This window comes from Oscillibacter sp. PC13 (assembly GCF_900115635.1).
Taxonomy (GTDB): Bacteria; Bacillota; Clostridia; order Oscillospirales; family Oscillospiraceae; genus Oscillibacter.
Genome location: NZ_FOXE01000004.1, coordinates 15899 through 29928, shown reverse-complemented (window position 1 = coordinate 29928; position 14030 = coordinate 15899). Strand labels below are relative to the sequence as shown.

The window sequence follows — 14030 nt, the reverse complement described above, 5'->3', positions numbered from 1 at the left end:
TCAGATGAGCCGCACACCGGCTTCAATTACGCTGGTAATGGGATGATAAAAAATTCCAAGTACAAAAATAGCAAGCGTCAATATGGTAGCTGCTGTTGTGAAAGACCGGTCAAAGGACAGCTGATCCGGCGTAGCGTCAGCCAGCACCGCCGCCTCATCCTCTGCGGATGGCTTTAACCAGATGGCCAGCAGCGCCGGCACATAATACAGGGCATTGAGCACGGTAGAAAGTGCAATGGTAAAAAGAGTCAGCGCCGTTTGATTAGTTGGCAGAGACGCACTTGCAAAGTACAGCTTTGACACAAACCCGCCGAACAGCGGAATGCCTATCATGGAAAGAGCTCCCACCGTGAAGCCAATACCCGCTCCCACGTCGCGGTAAGCACTGCCCCGCAAGTTCTTCAAGCTTCGGTGATGGCCGCTGACGGCAGAGAGCCGCCCCGCGCAGCAAAACAGCAGCGGCTTGCAGCAGGCATGAACCAAAATATGGAAGCAGGAGGCCACCACTCCCGCTGTCGTCCCCAGTCCCAGACCCATAAAAATATATCCAATCTGTGCCACAGAGGAATAGGCCAGCATTCGTTTGACGTGATATTCCCGTATAGCGCCAAGAGAGCCAAACACCATACCCAGAAGGCCAAAGATTAAAATGACATTGGTCACACCCATCTCTACCATGAGATCCAGCGTAAATACCCGAATCATCAGTGTCATCATCAGTACAATATACCCCTTCAGCACCAGGCCGGATAAAATGGCTGAAGAAGCTGTGGTGGCACCGCCGTGAGCATCCGGCAGCCACAGGTGAAAGGGAAACATGGCGCTCTTAATCCCAAGGCCGGCCATAATCAGGCCCACTGCCACTGTCAAGGGAACCTGATACTCCCCGGATGCCGCGACCTTTTGTACCGCCTCTGAGAGAGATGGCATCAGCAGATAGCCGGTAATGCTGTTCAAAAATGTCAATCCAACCAAGAACAAACTGGACCCCAGCAAGCTCATAAAGAGATAGCGAATGGTTGCAATCAAATTCGTCCCCGTATCCTTGGCCATGACCAGTGCGCAGGCAGTAATGGTGCTGATCTCAATAAATACATATCCGGTGAAAACGTCATTGGTATATACTAGTGACAACAGTCCCGCCTCCAGCAGATTCACCATGGTAAAGTAAAACCGCTGTTTTTCCGGCAGCACATCATGGAACAGATCTCGCCGCCCGCCCATGAGGGACATGGCCACCACCGCGGAAAATGCCATTGCCAGCAAGGCCTGTAACGGCCCACATTTAATGGCGTTGCCATACGGGGCAATAAATCGTCCCATGGTGTATGTAAAGCTCAGGTCATTGCGGAATACATAATCCAGCACCAGTGCGGACAGTACGGCAATGATCCCAGACACGCACAGCGTCATCTGATATGCAATCCGTCCCTTTGGAATCACGGCCGACAGCACACCTGCCAGAATTGCCAAGAAGATACAGAAGAAGGGGAAATTTTCGACAAAAGGCCGCATATTTCAGTCCTCCTCCTTCTTGGCCCGCTCCAGCAACTCCCGCAGCTCAATGGTGCCGTAGTGCCGGTATATACGCTGAATCAGCGCCAGGGAGAAGGCTGTAATGCTGACAGAAACAACGATGCCGGTCAGAACCAGGCCGCTTGGAATAGGGTTGATATACAGTGGATCAAACCCCCGATCTCCTACAATCGGTGCAATCCCTCCCTCAATATATCCCAGTGACGCCAGCAGAAGAAACACGGCAGAATCCATGATGTTAAATCCAACCACTTTCTTCAGCAGATTCTGCTGCAGCAACAGGTTTGTAAAACCGATGCCAAAGAGAATGACTGCTGTGACAGCGAAACGATTTTGCAGAACTGTTTCCAGCATCAAATCTCTCCTCTCGCAAACATGGCGTAAAACCCGTAAACAGTGCATGCCACCACCAATCCAACCGCCAGATCAATCAGCAGTGTCATCCCCTCCAGATAGTTTGGAAGATTGTTTGCACCAATAAAAATGTACGCACCATACAAGGTAATATACAGCACCAGTCCAAAGGTTCTGACTGCGCTGTAGGTCTCATAGGTCAGAATCATCCGCATGTTTCCCGGTCCATACGCAGAAGAAAAGAGAATCAGTCCAGCTCCCAGAATGGTTCCTCCTGAAAAACCACCGCCAGGCGAGGTCTCTCCATTCAGCAGCACATAGATAGCAAACAGGAAAATGCAGGGCACCAAAAACCGGGCTGCCTGTTTCAGGATAATGTCGTGATGTTCCTCTGCAATGATGTCTTCCGACCTCATTTTCTGCAAATCATGCTCGTCCGTGTTTTTTTCATCCCGCAGCAGCAGCATCATGACGCTGACAACTGCCAAAAAAAGCACGCAGCTCTCTCCCAGGGTATCAAACCCGCGATAGCTCAAGATCATGGCTGTCACCGCATTGGCAGAGCCAGTCTCTTCCTCTCCGTGCTCCAGATAATGCTCAGACACCTCGTTGTTGATAGGATTGTCTGCCTGTCCAAAGGTCGGCATGCTCAGTGCAGCCGCCATCAAAATCCCAATCAGTGACACGCAGATTATGGTTGCTGCAATTGGGTACCAGTTGAAGAATTTCTTCAAATGGGACTTCTCGCGCTTTTCACGTTCCTCTTCAGAAGGGCGTGGAAAGCGCGGCTGGCGCCGCTCCATCACAAACAATGTTTGATCCTTGGGCTCCCGATCCCCGTCTACCCAAGAGACAATCCTCTTTCTCCAATTCTGTTTTTCAGAAGAATTATTCATCCCTCGTTCCTTTCAGCGCATGGATCTTCTTCAACGTTAAAAAGAATAGAATACTGGTCACTCCAGCGCCGACCGCCGCCTCTGTAATCGCCAAATCCGGACTTTGCAGCAGGCTCCACAGTACTGCCATCAGCAGGGAAAAGGCCATATAGACAATCACCATGGAAAGCAGCCGTTTACACAGCGGCGCGGCAGCGGCACACATAATGATGCCCGCCAACAGAAAATACTCCAGTATGATCACCGCTCTTCCACCTCGCATTCCTTTTTAATATTAGAGATTGTGCAAACCTCCATCTCTGCAATCAGATGGCTGGCCACTGGACTGGTCAGCCATAAAAACAAAAAAATTAGAATGGTCTTTGCAGCTGAAAGCGACCATCCATGGAGCAAAATCAGTCCAATCAGGATGCAAAAAATACCGAGTGCGTCTCCCACTGCCGCCGCATGCATTCGATTCAACACGTAATCAAACCGGTATAAACCCAAGACGGCTGTAAAAAATACAAACACGCCAAACAGCAGTGATGCCAGACCAATCACCGTCACAAGATTATGCACCACGGAGGCCCTCCCCCTTTCCATGTCCTTTTTCCGCCTTCCGGCGCCGCCAGGTGATCATCACGCGGGATACCACCACAACCGTTAAAAAACTCAGCAGCGCATACACCAGCGCTACATCCACCAGAAAATCCTCCCGCAGCCGCACCGATAAAATCACCAGCTCTGCCACCACCATGGTATTGATGACATTTACGGCAATGATTCGGTCTGTGAAGCGGGGGCCCAGAATCGCCCGCAGGAGAGCCACCAACATCAGCGCTGCCAGTATGAAGGCACTGCCTGTCAGCAGTGCATTTCTTATTTGTTCCATTTTACGCCTCCAGCTCTTTCAGCTGCTTTTGAAACTGGCATGATTCAATGTTCTCTGCCAAAGATGCATCCAGTGCATGAACGCAGAACCGACCGTTCTGCGCCTCCACGGTAATGGTCCCTGCTGTCAGCGTGATAGAATTTGCCAGTACCGCCCTGGAACGATTGCTCTGCAGCGTCGTATCAAACCAGATGAGCTTCGGCTCCATATTCCGTCCGCGGGTGTAAATAAGCTTCATCACCACAACCCCCGCCTTTAGCATTTCCAGCAGAAGGTTCCACAAATAGCAAACTGCCGACCACAACTGCCGAATGGTATACCGTCTCCACTGCCACTGGTATCCAAGTGTCCTTCGGCAATACCAGCACAGCATTCCCGAGACCGCCGCTCCCCACAGGCAGGTAGAAACGGTCATTGTTCCGGCCATCAGCAGCCATAAAGCAAAAAATAAGATGAACATACGTTCGTCTCCTCTTTCAAGAGTAACCGTCAAAAGCCTTTCACCAGGCCAGCGGCCGCCATGCTTATCAGGTACCATCGTTAAAAAAAGGACAAATCCATTTTTATTTTAGCGGAAACTCCTTAAGCCTGTCAACCGCTTCACCGGCAGAAGGCCTTACCAGGCCCTGAAAAACTTAAACAAAATCTTATCCTTGTTTTTATGCAATCTGTCTTCCTCTCAAAAAAACACCTGTTCTCCTTGTGTTGTAACATAGCGCCGGACATATTGCATAAAATTTTGCGTTACTGGAGAAGCCGTTCTCAGCTGCGGCACCCCCATACCAATTATGCGATATTGCGCGGGCGTCAGCGTTCGCACCACTGCATCGCCGTGGTAATTTCGCAGCAGCAGCTCCGGCAGGATGGAGATCCCCAATCCTTCCGCCACCATGGAGATAATGGCATAATCGCTGCAGGATGAAAAACGGATATGCGGATAATGATCCAGTCTATCCAAAATATGATGTACCTCATAGTCATATCCCGCCAAAGGCATGATAAACTGCTCGTCCATCAGCATCTCAAGCGGTATCACTGCTCTCTCCGTCAGCGGATGCCGCGGCGGCAGAAGAATCAGCAGTTGATCCCTGCACAGCGGGATCCACTCAAGTCCGAGCTTCTCCCCTCCGGTATAAATGCAGAGTTCAGCCTCACGGTTGTTCATCATCGCATCAATGCTGTCTGTGCCACCCTCCACAATCTGAATTTCCACATGGGGATAGTCCTTCTGAAACTCCCGGAGGATGCTTGGCATCCAATAGGTTGCCACACTGGAAAACGATGCAATTCGGAGCCGTCCGGTATCTGCTCCTTTTATTTTTGCAATATACTGCTCCAGCGACTCGTTTGTATTCAGAAGCTGGCGAATAATCGGCAGCAGCAGCTCTCCCTCTGCATTTGGGACAATTCCGGAGGACGTGCGCACCATCAACGGAAACCCCACTTCCTCCTCCAGCGACTGCATCATATGGCTGATGCCCGACTGGGTATAGCCTAGTTCCTCTGCCGCCTTGGACAGGCTTCCCCGTTCCACTGCGCGGACAAACGCCTCATATTTTTTGATATTCATATGTTCACTCCTGTCATGCTTATCTTTCATGGCAGATGCCGTAAACTTGATATTTCAGAATATCACCATGTTATCGTATGCGCTGTCAAAAGGCAAGAAAATTTTCCTCCCCCACGGTTGAATCCTGTGCCATGCTCCAACATTTTACCTCTCACGATACATACTGTCCTTTTCCCTGTCATAGAGTTCACAGAAGAGGTGACGTGTAACTATGACAATCCATGTTGTAAAAAGCGGCGAAACCGTCCGCACAATTGCAGAAAGCTATGGGGTGGATCCCTCCCGTCTGGCTTCTGACAATACGGTTCCAGAAAGCGGTGCCCTTGCCGTGGGGCAAACCCTGGTTATCCGGTTTCCGCAAGTAATTCACTCTGTTCAGTCTGGGGAAAGCCTTTCTTCTATCGCCGCCTCTTATGGGATTTCCATTCGGCAGCTTTGGCAGAACAATTGGTTCCTGGGCGGAGGCACCGTCATTCATCCAGGAGACGCTCTTGTCATTTCCTATTTTGATGAACTTCTGGGCGCAGCTTCCTTTAATGGATATGCCTATCCCTATGTCGATCCGGTTCTTCTGGGGGAAGAGCTCCCCTACCTCACTTACATGACGCCTTTCACATATGGCATCACTGCCTCCGGAAGCCTCCTTCCGCTGGAAGATGACGCTCTTCTGGCCGCTGCCCGCCAACGGGATGTACGGCCCGTCATGCATCTGTCCACACTCACAGAATCCGGCCAATTCGATACAGACCGGGCCGCTCTCGTCCTGACGGATTATGGTGTTCAAAATCAGCTGATCTCCGAGGTTCAGCAGCTGATGCGCCGCCGGGGCTATGCGGGTCTGGATGTGGACTTTGAGTATCTCCCCGGCAGTCTGGCCGGCGCTTATGCGGCATTTCTCGGCCGCCTTCAGCGTTTGCTGAGCTCTCAGGGCTGGTTTGTCTGGGCAGCGCTGGCCCCCAAAACCAGTGCCGGGCAGCCGGGTCTTCTGTACGAAGGCCACGACTATGCAGCCATCGGTGCCGCTGTGGACGGCGTACTGCTGATGACGTATGAATGGGGCTATACCGCAGGCCCTCCGATGGCAGTCGCACCGCTGCCTAATGTCCGGGCCGTACTTGATTATGCTGTCACGGAAATTCCACCGGAGAAAATCTTCTTAGGTGTTCCCAACTACGGCTATGACTGGCCCCTGCCCTTCGTCCAGGGCGTCACCCGAGCCCAATCCATTTCCAATCAGCGAGCCATTGAACTGGCCATTGCGTATGATGTTGCCATCCAGTACGATGAAGCGGCTCAGTCGCCTTTTTTTCATTACACCGACGCCGCTGGCACAATCCACGAGGTGTGGTTTGAGGATGCCCGCAGCCTAGAAGCAAAGCTCCGTCTGATTGCAGAATATGGATTCCGTGGCGCTGGCTTTTGGAATCTGATGCGCCCCTTTTCCCAAACCTGGCTTACAGTTGCCTCCCTTTATGATATTGAATAATCCAGCGTCCTGCTGCTTCTGATGAAGCCGCATCAATTCCCCCAAACTTTTTCGTGTGTTTTTTCATTCCCGGTTGTATCATATGATATAGAAATCAACCGGGAGGGAGACCCATGCGAAAATACATCTATCAAACTGCCGCCATTTTTGTAGCCCTTCTGTTTTTGTCAAGTGCATGGCTATTGTATAGGGGAGACTTCCTGTCCCTGCACACAGAGGCGCAGAAAGTCTCCGCCATTGTCGATTATGCATCTGACGATCCGGACGATCCAAGTCCTCTCAGAGTCGTTCTGCACCCGGTGATCCAATTCGATGAAACCTTCGGAAACCGACGCATCATCGTCTTCGCCGACAGCGAAATCGACGGATTGCTTGGGCGCATACAGTTCCGCCGCGGTATTCTTGGCGGCTGGCAGCCACTCTCCGCCTTTTATAATAAAACGCCAGTGATGATTCAAAGCGCTACCATCCGCGATCAAAATATCCGGGTGGTCTACGGGGTGGACTGTCCGTCAAACGTGGCGCATTACAAAGTGCAGGCCAATTTACGCAATGATGCCACCCTCATGGCCGAGGGAGATATCACCACCCCCACCTTCTTCCATATTCACGAGACAGACCGGGACTTCTTCCCCGCCATGGAACTTTATGACGGGGCCGGGAACCATCTGGACTACTCCTACCTAGCCTCAGACCAGTCCATCCCCTCTCCTTCCATCGGGTCCGCGGAAACCGATATGGTCTACTGGATCTGCGCCGCCTGGCTGGGAATCGGCTATCTGATCGTCAAATACCTCTGGGACCAGCGCAAAAAGGAGACTGCCTGACGGCAGTCTCTTTTCGTTGTCTTCCCTTACTGCAGACAAAACAGAATCTTCAAACCGCTATTCTGTCTGCGCTTTTGCGTCCCCGTAGGGCAGAGGTGTTGTCCCTTCCTCCATTCCACGTGCCATCAACACATCGGTTGGCGTAATTTTCATCAGATCCTCTCTGGTGACGGTTTCCAGCCCCGCCAGCCGGTTCGCCTGATGAATCAGAATCTGCTCGAAGATGTTGCGGACACCCCGTGCGTTGCCGAAGGAGATGGAATTTGTATTTTCCTCCCTGATGAAATCCCGCACCATCTCCGCCGCCTGGTTTTCCAGCGTATAACAGCCCTTTTTGCACTGCATCTCAAAGATTTGCATCATCTCGTCCATGGTATAGTCCTCAAAGTGCAAAAAGCGGTTGAAGCGGGACTCCAGGCCGGGGTTGGAATGGATAAAGTCGTCCATCAGTCCGTCGTACCCCGCCACAATCACCACCAAGTCGTCACGATGGTCCTCCATGGCTTTTAAAATCGTGTCAATGGCCTCCTGGCCAAAGTCATTTTCCGCTTTGCCGTTCAAGGCATAGGCCTCGTCAATAAACAGCACGCCGCCCAGCGCGGATTCAATCACCTTCGCCGTCTTGATGGCCGTCTGACCCACATAGCCTGCCACCAGACCGCTCCGGTCCACCTCTACCATCTGTCCCTTGCTCAGAATTCCCAGGCTGTGATAAATCCGGGCCATGATACGGGCAATGGTGGTCTTGCCGGTGCCTGGGTTTCCTGAGAACACCATGTGCAGGCTCAAATCCGTGGTAGGCAGATCATTGTCCCGCCGCAGCTTGTAAACAGTCACCATGTTGATGAGGTTCTTCACCTCTTTCTTCACTGCCGCCAAGCCGATATATCCGTCCAGTTCCTTCTGCAGGTCCTCTATTTTCTCGGGCAGCGACACCTCCTCTGCCTTCGGTACCTGTGTATGATTTCCTCCGGCAGATACCACAGGCCCCTTGTCCGTCGGTTTTTCCGGCGCCCGCTCTCCCGGTTTCTTCCCCGCCGCCGGCGGGTTCCCCGACTGGGCCGGTACTCCCCAAAAGTCGCTGCCCATGCGGCTGAGGTTCTGTTCCGTCATGGTGCGGATAACCTCCAGCTGCTGCAAAATAATCTGGTCCTTTTTACTGATGTCTTTTGCATCCATATGCACGCCTCACATTTTCAGGAGATTGGTGTGTTCCAGCGCCCGGAACAGCAGCGCCGCCACCATGCCGGTCAGTGCCCCGGTAAGCAGGGAAACGCCCAGCAAAACCGGCAGGTAATATAACGGTGCTGTGTTTCCCAGTGTCAGCACCGCTGCGGCTACCTGGCCGCAATTATGAGCCGCCGCTCCGCCGATGGACACGCCGTAAACCGAAAGGCGCCGCAGCCGGAACAGGGCAATCATCGCCGCCATGGCCGTGACGCCGCCCATCAGGGAAAAAATCAGCGCATTCATATTTCCCGCGAACATGGCGCCCAAAAAGCACCGCGCAAACAGAATCAGCAGCGCCTGTGCAGGCCCCAGCGCATAGAGGGCGAACACCGTCACAATGTTGGCAAGTCCCAGCTTTACCCCCGGAATGGGAATTGCCAGAGACAGGGGGAAGAAATTCTCCAGATAGGACAGGGCCAGCGCCATGGCGGTCAGTACCGCGCACAAAGTCAGCTGTCTTGTGGTCAGTTTCATGCCGTTCCCCCTCATCCAATCACGACGTCCACATCGCTACTGCCGCCTGTCCGCACCAGCTGAACCACAATCCGGGCCGGCAGACACACAATGCTCTGCCCAGCCTGTCCAATGGTTCCCGTGTGCACACAGTCCTGCGTGGGACAGTCCGCCTCTGCAACCCGGAGTTCTCCGCTCTGAACCAGCAGATGCAGCGTGTAGCCGTGATTGGTATAGGTCCGTTCCATCTCACCGTCCGAAAGGGCAAACCGCTCTCTCTCCTGCCCGTCCATGGACACCACCGCAGTCAGTTCTCCCTCTGCCAGCGTCCCGCGCACCCAAAATGCACCGGCACAAACCACCGCCAGGACAATCACCACAGCGGCCACCAGTGCATCCCATATTCCGGGCCGCAGCTTAGGAAACGGTCTTGTAGACATATCCGCTTCCCTCCGTCTCCTCAAACGCATCGGCAATTCCATCCGTCACCAGCACCCGTCCGTCGTCCGTTACCAGCACTAGGTCAAAGTCATAAGCGCCACTGCGCCAAAAGTCCAGCGCCCGCTCCTCTCCCATGACAAACAAGGCCGTGGAAAAGGCGTCACACATGGTTCCGCTCTCTGCCGCTACCACTGTGACGGAGGTCAGCCCGCTCTCCGCAGGATAGCCGGTAGCCGGGTTCAGAATATGGTGGTAGGTAACGCCACCCTCCTCAAAATACCGCTGATAGCCGCCGGAGGTCACCGCGAAAGCATCCGAAAGGTGCAGCTTTCCCACATAGGCGTCGGCCTCCTCCGTCCGGTTTGGGTCCTGAATCCCTACCACCCACGGTTTTCCATCCGGCCGTGTGCCGCAGGCCCAGACATTTCCCCCCAGGGACACCGTACCGGAGGTGACGCCGAACTGTCTGTAAATCGCCGCCACCCGGTCAGAGGCATAGCCCTTTGCAATGCCGCCCAAATCAACTTGGGTCCCTTCATCCAGCCAAGCAGTTCCTGCCGCCGCATCTGTGTGGACATGCTCCATTCCCACGTGGGTTAAAAGCACCTCCAATTCCCCCGATTCCGGCACCCGGTAAGCATTTTTTGTAAAGCCCCAGGCAGAGGAAACCGGCGCCAGGGTAATGTCAAGTGCACCGCCGGCAACACGGCTGAAGGTTCTTGCCTGTTCAATCAGTCCACAGACCTCATCACCCACTTCCACGGTCTGCCCCTTCCCAAAGTCTTCAGACGCCTGATTCAAAAGGGTCACCTGGCTGTTCTCCCGGGTCCGGGAGAGCATGCTTTCCAGCCGGTAAAGCTCTGCTTCCGCATTTTGAAGGGCAGCTTCTCCATCACCGTTGCAGGCAGTCAAAAACATCACAGTGTCCATGGCAAACACCTGTGCCTCCACCTGCTTGCTGCCGCCGCAGCCGGTCAGGCTTCCCATCAACAAGAGCACCGTCAGAAATGCCCCTATATATCTTTTCATCATTTTCTTTCGTCCTCTGCAGTTTTTGCGAAGAATTCCGCACATATTATGGAGAGAGTATACCACATTTCCGCCTGTATCTCAACCAAGAATACTCCTCTCACGATGACCCTCCCATCCACAAAAAAGAGCAGACACACACCCTTGCAAAAATAGAGGAAGTCTGCTATACTATTTTAGCATGTCAGTTGCAATTTTCCTTTTTTAGGCAGAATTTGAATCAAACAAAACCCTGGAGGTTGCCATATATGTCAAAAAATCCAAACAACAAATCTAAACAAATCAAGCGGGACGAGCCCATGAATGGCGCAATAAAAATTTTTCTGGCGGGCTGCGTGGCGGAGCTCTATCTGCTGATCCTTCGACGGTTTTATGTGAATGGAACATTGCAGCAGGTGGTGGATTGGGATGGGTACCTGAACTATTTCCTCTACGGTGGCTTGGTGATTCTGGCCGTGGGCCTCGTTCTGGCCTTGGTCTGGAAGCAGTCAAAAGCGAAGCGTGCTACCGCTTGGTGGATTTTTGGTGCCGGTGCATTTCTGGCAGCCTCCAGCGGCCTTGTCCGTGTGTACTACAGCACAGCTCTGACGTTTTTGTGCATTCTGGTTCCCGTTGTAATTCTGCTTGGGATTCTGTGGAGTCTCTATGACCGGGAGTGTGCCTGGGCACTGAGTATTTTGGGCTTCTCTCTGATTGCACTGTGGCTCTGCCGCCGCGGAATGAGCAATCTGTACGTTGGTACCGCTGTGAAGGTGTGCGTCGGTCTTTATTTGCTGTTGCTGGTAGTTGTGGCCGTCTTGGCCCACCAGGCCGACAAAAAAGGCGGTATGCTGGGTAAACTGCGGGTTCTTCCCGCCAACGCCGATGTGATGCCCATCTATGCAGCCTGTGGCCTGTCCTTCCTCGCGCTCGCCTCCGCTCTTATCTATGCCCCTGTCTCCTATTATGCGATGTGGGCTTTGGCTATCGTCGTATTTGCTCTGGCTGTTTATTACACAGTCAAGCAGCTTTAACCCTGAACAGAAAAACACCCCCGCGTCTCTGCTTTGCGGCAGAGACGCGGGGGTATTATTTTATATGGATACTGCCAAATGGTCAGCGGTAGTAAATGCCAAGGAATTTCTTGTGCGGCTGTGAAAATGGTCCCAGGTGAATCTCCATGCTGATTTCAAAAGCCCGGTTCCAAGGAAAGCTATATTCATCCAGCCATATGTCGCACCAGCCCCGCTCGGCATAGGGCTGCCGGGTCGGCAGTGCGGAAACGAAATTGCTTCGCTCCAGATTTTTAATCACCGCCTCTGTGCTCTTCTCCATCCCCATCTCCAGACGGGACTGCACCGCCTCTAAATCCAGCTCCGGCTGATAAAAGTTATCAGGATTACCACTCAAATCATTTCGGATATAAGCCAGCAGGTCATCCCTCACCACATTTTTATAGCAAAAATCTTTCAAAATGCTGTCTGCCAAGGTTTTGATAAACGCCCGCTCCGTCTGCAAGTTGGATTGCCCATTTTGAAGAAACGCATACCGGGCCACACCGTGGCTCAGCGCTGTTCCCGTGACGATGGCCATGTCCAAAAAACCCGCATAGCTCAGCAGCCATCCCAGTTCCGATTTTTGGGTCAGGGCCTCGTGGAAGGTAGTGCCATAGGCTCCATTTCCTGCGTCAATTAAAATGGTGGGAATGTGGGCCTCCCGGTTTTCATTGAGCTGTTCAATTAGCTCCCGGCAGTATGCCTCCTTTTTCATCTCATCCTCAGGCTGGGTCAGCACCAGCACATCCAGTGTTGTGGAGTTCCCTGTCCCATCCGTCAGGCCGAAGAAATCCAGGTGTTCCTCCACGATGTCTGTCAGCGGCTGATAGTCATAAGCGCAGGCGGGTTTATTCTCCATCCCGCCGAAATACTGTATCGCCACAGAGGCGCCTTGCCAGTCCGTTTCCTCCAAATACAGTTTTGTCACCGCCTTGAAGGCCAGATCGTCCACACCGGAGAGCAGTGCGTCCCCCTTCCGCAGCCCCTGCCGGAGATAGGCGATTTCGTTTTTCTGAATGCTGTCTTCTTCAGAAGAGTCGTCAACCCCGATAAGCAGTCGGAAATTCCCGTAGTCATTCTCGTCATCCGCCGTCCCGCCGTTCAAAATCCACTGTACCCAGCCGGACAGCTTCAGCTTTCGGGTCCGGGCGGAGAGATACTCCGTGATCTCCTCCTCCGTCAGGCCAAAGGCCGCCGGATCCAGCGGCGTCCCATCCCTCCCCAGCCGATAGTCCGCTTGGATGTTCTCCGGGTACAGCTCCTCCCCGGCAAGATGGGGCCGGGCCTCCATGCCGTAGGACCGCAGAGCGTTGTAGCCTTCCAGGTCCCAATGGTCGTATCCTACCGTGGGGGCCAGGCGCATGACGCTCTCCAGCAGCCACACCCGGTTCTTTTCATCTGCCGCCAGCGTTTTCAGCAGCTGCTCAACCGCCTGATATTCCGTGAGCATGGTACCGTCAGACAAATACAGCGGCACATGGACAGACAGGGATCTGGAGTTCACCAGGCCACCGGACAGCAGTTGATCGAGGGACAGCACATATCGATCACACCCTGCCGCCTCCTGGGCCAATACCCATTCATACAGATCCTCCCGGTCACCGGACTGGGTGCCGTTGCTGTTCAGGGGCTGCCCCAGCAGCTTTGTCTGATAGTCGTCCTTCTCCGGCATGGTCAGCTCATATCCCAGCGACTCCGCCAGATATACCACCCGTTCCAAATTGTCTGGCCGGTCGTCCAGCGGCACGTAGGCAATCGTCCCCATGATCGGTTCCTGCGGCTCCGCTTCCTCCGCAGGAAGAGGCTGTCCGCAGCCCGCCAGCAGGCAGCAGGCCAGTGCCGCCGCCAAAACACGTCTTTGTCTCCACATATGCTCTCCTTTTGAAAAAACAGCCTGCATATCCCATGCAGGCTGTTTCCATTCTTGTTTACAGACCAAAGGCCCCCAGGTTCAGTCCACCGGTGATGCCGGCCATTCCCTTGTCCATAGCCTCTCCCGCCTGGCGAAGCGCCTCGTTGACAGCGGAAACCACCAAGTCCTGCAGCATCTCCACATCCTCCGGGTCAACCGCCTCGGGCTGAATGGTAACCGCCAGCACCTCCTTCTTCCCGTTGACCTTGGCCTCCACCACGCCGCCGCCCACGCTGGCAGTAAACTCCTGTGCCTCCACAGCTTCCTGGGTGGCATTCATCTGCTCCTGCATCTCTGCAATTTTCTGCTGCATTTCCGCCTGTCGCTGTACACCAGACACCTTTCCGTTCGTAAAACCGCGCCGTGCACTATATCCCATGTCCGTATT

Annotated in this window: 17 protein-coding genes; 3 read left to right on the top strand and 14 right to left on the bottom strand. The window is 53.5% G+C overall.

Going from position 1 to position 14030, the window contains the following annotated elements; genetic code table 11:
* The 8 genes from BMZ81_RS03000 to BMZ81_RS02965 all read right to left on the bottom strand — a co-directional run bounded on the left by BMZ81_RS03000 (nt 1) and on the right by BMZ81_RS02965 (nt 5230).
* Entirely contained in the window at nt 1-1515 is a 1515-nt protein-coding gene (locus BMZ81_RS03000) for a complex I subunit 5 family protein (RefSeq protein ID WP_091128478.1), read from the bottom strand.
* Nucleotides 1516-1518: 3 nt separating this feature from the next.
* Entirely contained in the window at nt 1519-1890 is a 372-nt protein-coding gene (locus BMZ81_RS02995; protein ID WP_091128476.1) for a sodium:proton antiporter, read from the bottom strand.
* Nucleotides 1890-2786, bottom strand: a complete 897-nt coding sequence (gene mbhE / locus BMZ81_RS02990; RefSeq protein WP_091128475.1) for a hydrogen gas-evolving membrane-bound hydrogenase subunit E — start codon at nt 2784-2786, stop codon at nt 1890-1892. Before mbhE ends, BMZ81_RS02995 begins: the two co-directional genes overlap by 1 nt.
* A complete protein-coding gene (locus BMZ81_RS02985; RefSeq protein WP_091128472.1) occupies nt 2779-3030 on the bottom strand; it encodes a hydrogenase subunit MbhD domain-containing protein in 252 nt (83 codons plus the stop codon). Before BMZ81_RS02985 ends, mbhE begins: the two co-directional genes overlap by 8 nt.
* Nucleotides 3027-3350: a monovalent cation/H(+) antiporter subunit G gene (gene mnhG, locus BMZ81_RS02980; protein WP_091128469.1), complete on the bottom strand. Its 324-nt coding sequence runs from the start codon at nt 3348-3350 to the stop codon at nt 3027-3029. The genes BMZ81_RS02985 and mnhG overlap by 4 nt, the downstream gene beginning before the upstream one ends.
* Complete coding sequence (locus BMZ81_RS02975; RefSeq protein WP_091128467.1) at nt 3340-3660, bottom strand: MrpF/PhaF family protein; 321 nt, start codon at nt 3658-3660, stop codon at nt 3340-3342. The genes mnhG and BMZ81_RS02975 overlap by 11 nt, the downstream gene beginning before the upstream one ends.
* 1 nt (nt 3661) lies before the next feature.
* On the bottom strand, nt 3662-4120 hold the full coding sequence (locus BMZ81_RS02970; RefSeq protein WP_177187175.1) for a Na+/H+ antiporter subunit E: 459 nt from the start codon (nt 4118-4120) through the stop codon (nt 3662-3664).
* A gap of 219 nt (nt 4121-4339) precedes the next feature.
* Nucleotides 4340-5230, bottom strand: a complete 891-nt coding sequence (locus BMZ81_RS02965) for a LysR family transcriptional regulator (RefSeq protein WP_177187174.1) — start codon at nt 5228-5230, stop codon at nt 4340-4342.
* Nucleotides 5231-5441: 211 nt separating this feature from the next.
* On the opposite strand from BMZ81_RS02965, the gene BMZ81_RS02960 reads away from it, so the two are divergent.
* Both BMZ81_RS02960 and BMZ81_RS02955 read left to right on the top strand, forming a co-directional pair.
* Nucleotides 5442-6716, top strand: coding sequence for a glycoside hydrolase family 18 protein (locus BMZ81_RS02960; RefSeq protein WP_091128460.1), 1275 nt, complete (start codon nt 5442-5444; stop codon nt 6714-6716).
* 113 nt (nt 6717-6829) lie between these two features.
* On the top strand, nt 6830-7543 hold the full coding sequence (locus BMZ81_RS02955; RefSeq protein ID WP_091128458.1) for a hypothetical protein: 714 nt from the start codon (nt 6830-6832) through the stop codon (nt 7541-7543).
* A gap of 57 nt (nt 7544-7600) precedes the next feature.
* Here BMZ81_RS02955 and BMZ81_RS02950 read toward each other — a convergent pair whose 3' ends face one another.
* The 4 genes from BMZ81_RS02950 to BMZ81_RS02935 are packed head-to-tail and all read right to left on the bottom strand — an operon-like array spanning nt 7601 to nt 10699.
* The gene (locus BMZ81_RS02950; RefSeq protein WP_091128456.1) at nt 7601-8722 is read right to left on the bottom strand and encodes an AAA family ATPase; all 1122 of its coding nucleotides are present in this window, start codon (nt 8720-8722) and stop codon (nt 7601-7603) included.
* A 9-nt stretch (nt 8723-8731) separates the two neighbouring features.
* The gene (locus BMZ81_RS02945) at nt 8732-9247 is read right to left on the bottom strand and encodes a Gx transporter family protein (RefSeq protein WP_091128453.1); all 516 of its coding nucleotides are present in this window, start codon (nt 9245-9247) and stop codon (nt 8732-8734) included.
* Between the two features lie 11 nt (nt 9248-9258).
* Nucleotides 9259-9666, bottom strand: coding sequence for a NusG domain II-containing protein (locus BMZ81_RS02940; protein ID WP_177187173.1), 408 nt, complete (start codon nt 9664-9666; stop codon nt 9259-9261).
* On the bottom strand, nt 9644-10699 hold the full coding sequence (locus tag BMZ81_RS02935) for an FAD:protein FMN transferase (RefSeq protein WP_177187172.1): 1056 nt from the start codon (nt 10697-10699) through the stop codon (nt 9644-9646). Before BMZ81_RS02935 ends, BMZ81_RS02940 begins: the two co-directional genes overlap by 23 nt.
* A 245-nt stretch (nt 10700-10944) precedes the next feature.
* Between BMZ81_RS02935 and BMZ81_RS02930 the strand changes: the two genes are divergently transcribed.
* Entirely contained in the window at nt 10945-11709 is a 765-nt protein-coding gene (locus tag BMZ81_RS02930) for a hypothetical protein (RefSeq protein WP_091128448.1), read from the top strand.
* Between the two features lie 82 nt (nt 11710-11791).
* On the opposite strand, the gene BMZ81_RS02925 is transcribed toward BMZ81_RS02930, so the two are convergent.
* Both BMZ81_RS02925 and BMZ81_RS02920 read right to left on the bottom strand, forming a co-directional pair.
* Entirely contained in the window at nt 11792-13600 is a 1809-nt protein-coding gene (locus BMZ81_RS02925) for a DUF4127 family protein (RefSeq protein WP_177187171.1), read from the bottom strand.
* A 58-nt stretch (nt 13601-13658) separates the two neighbouring features.
* Nucleotides 13659-14021 carry a YbaB/EbfC family nucleoid-associated protein gene (locus BMZ81_RS02920; RefSeq protein WP_091128444.1) on the bottom strand — a complete coding sequence of 121 codons (363 nt, stop codon included), beginning with the start codon at nt 14019-14021 and terminating at the stop codon, nt 13659-13661.
* Nucleotides 14022-14030: the final 9 nt, after the last annotated feature.

Excerpts from the sequence above, each read along its gene's own strand:
- BMZ81_RS03000 (WP_091128478.1), bottom strand. The coding sequence starts at position 1,515 with ATGCGGCCTTTTGTCGAAAATTTCCCCTTCTTCTGTATCTTCTTGGCA.
- BMZ81_RS02995 (WP_091128476.1), bottom strand. The coding sequence starts at position 1,890 with ATGCTGGAAACAGTTCTGCAAAATCGTTTCGCTGTCACAGCAGTCATT.
- mbhE (WP_091128475.1), bottom strand. The coding sequence starts at position 2,786 with ATGAATAATTCTTCTGAAAAACAGAATTGGAGAAAGAGGATTGTCTCT.
- BMZ81_RS02975 (WP_091128467.1), bottom strand. The coding sequence starts at position 3,660 with ATGGAACAAATAAGAAATGCACTGCTGACAGGCAGTGCCTTCATACTG.
- BMZ81_RS02970 (WP_177187175.1), bottom strand. The coding sequence starts at position 4,120 with ATGTTCATCTTATTTTTTGCTTTATGGCTGCTGATGGCCGGAACAATG.
- BMZ81_RS02965 (WP_177187174.1), bottom strand. The coding sequence starts at position 5,230 with ATGAATATCAAAAAATATGAGGCGTTTGTCCGCGCAGTGGAACGGGGA.
- BMZ81_RS02960 (WP_091128460.1), top strand. The coding sequence starts at position 5,442 with ATGACAATCCATGTTGTAAAAAGCGGCGAAACCGTCCGCACAATTGCA.
- BMZ81_RS02955 (WP_091128458.1), top strand. The coding sequence starts at position 6,830 with ATGCGAAAATACATCTATCAAACTGCCGCCATTTTTGTAGCCCTTCTG.
- BMZ81_RS02950 (WP_091128456.1), bottom strand. The coding sequence starts at position 8,722 with ATGGATGCAAAAGACATCAGTAAAAAGGACCAGATTATTTTGCAGCAG.
- BMZ81_RS02945 (WP_091128453.1), bottom strand. The coding sequence starts at position 9,247 with ATGAAACTGACCACAAGACAGCTGACTTTGTGCGCGGTACTGACCGCC.
- BMZ81_RS02940 (WP_177187173.1), bottom strand. The coding sequence starts at position 9,666 with ATGTCTACAAGACCGTTTCCTAAGCTGCGGCCCGGAATATGGGATGCA.
- BMZ81_RS02935 (WP_177187172.1), bottom strand. The coding sequence starts at position 10,699 with ATGATGAAAAGATATATAGGGGCATTTCTGACGGTGCTCTTGTTGATG.
- BMZ81_RS02930 (WP_091128448.1), top strand. The coding sequence starts at position 10,945 with ATGTCAAAAAATCCAAACAACAAATCTAAACAAATCAAGCGGGACGAG.
- BMZ81_RS02925 (WP_177187171.1), bottom strand. The coding sequence starts at position 13,600 with ATGTGGAGACAAAGACGTGTTTTGGCGGCGGCACTGGCCTGCTGCCTG.
- BMZ81_RS02920 (WP_091128444.1), bottom strand. The coding sequence starts at position 14,021 with ATGGGATATAGTGCACGGCGCGGTTTTACGAACGGAAAGGTGTCTGGT.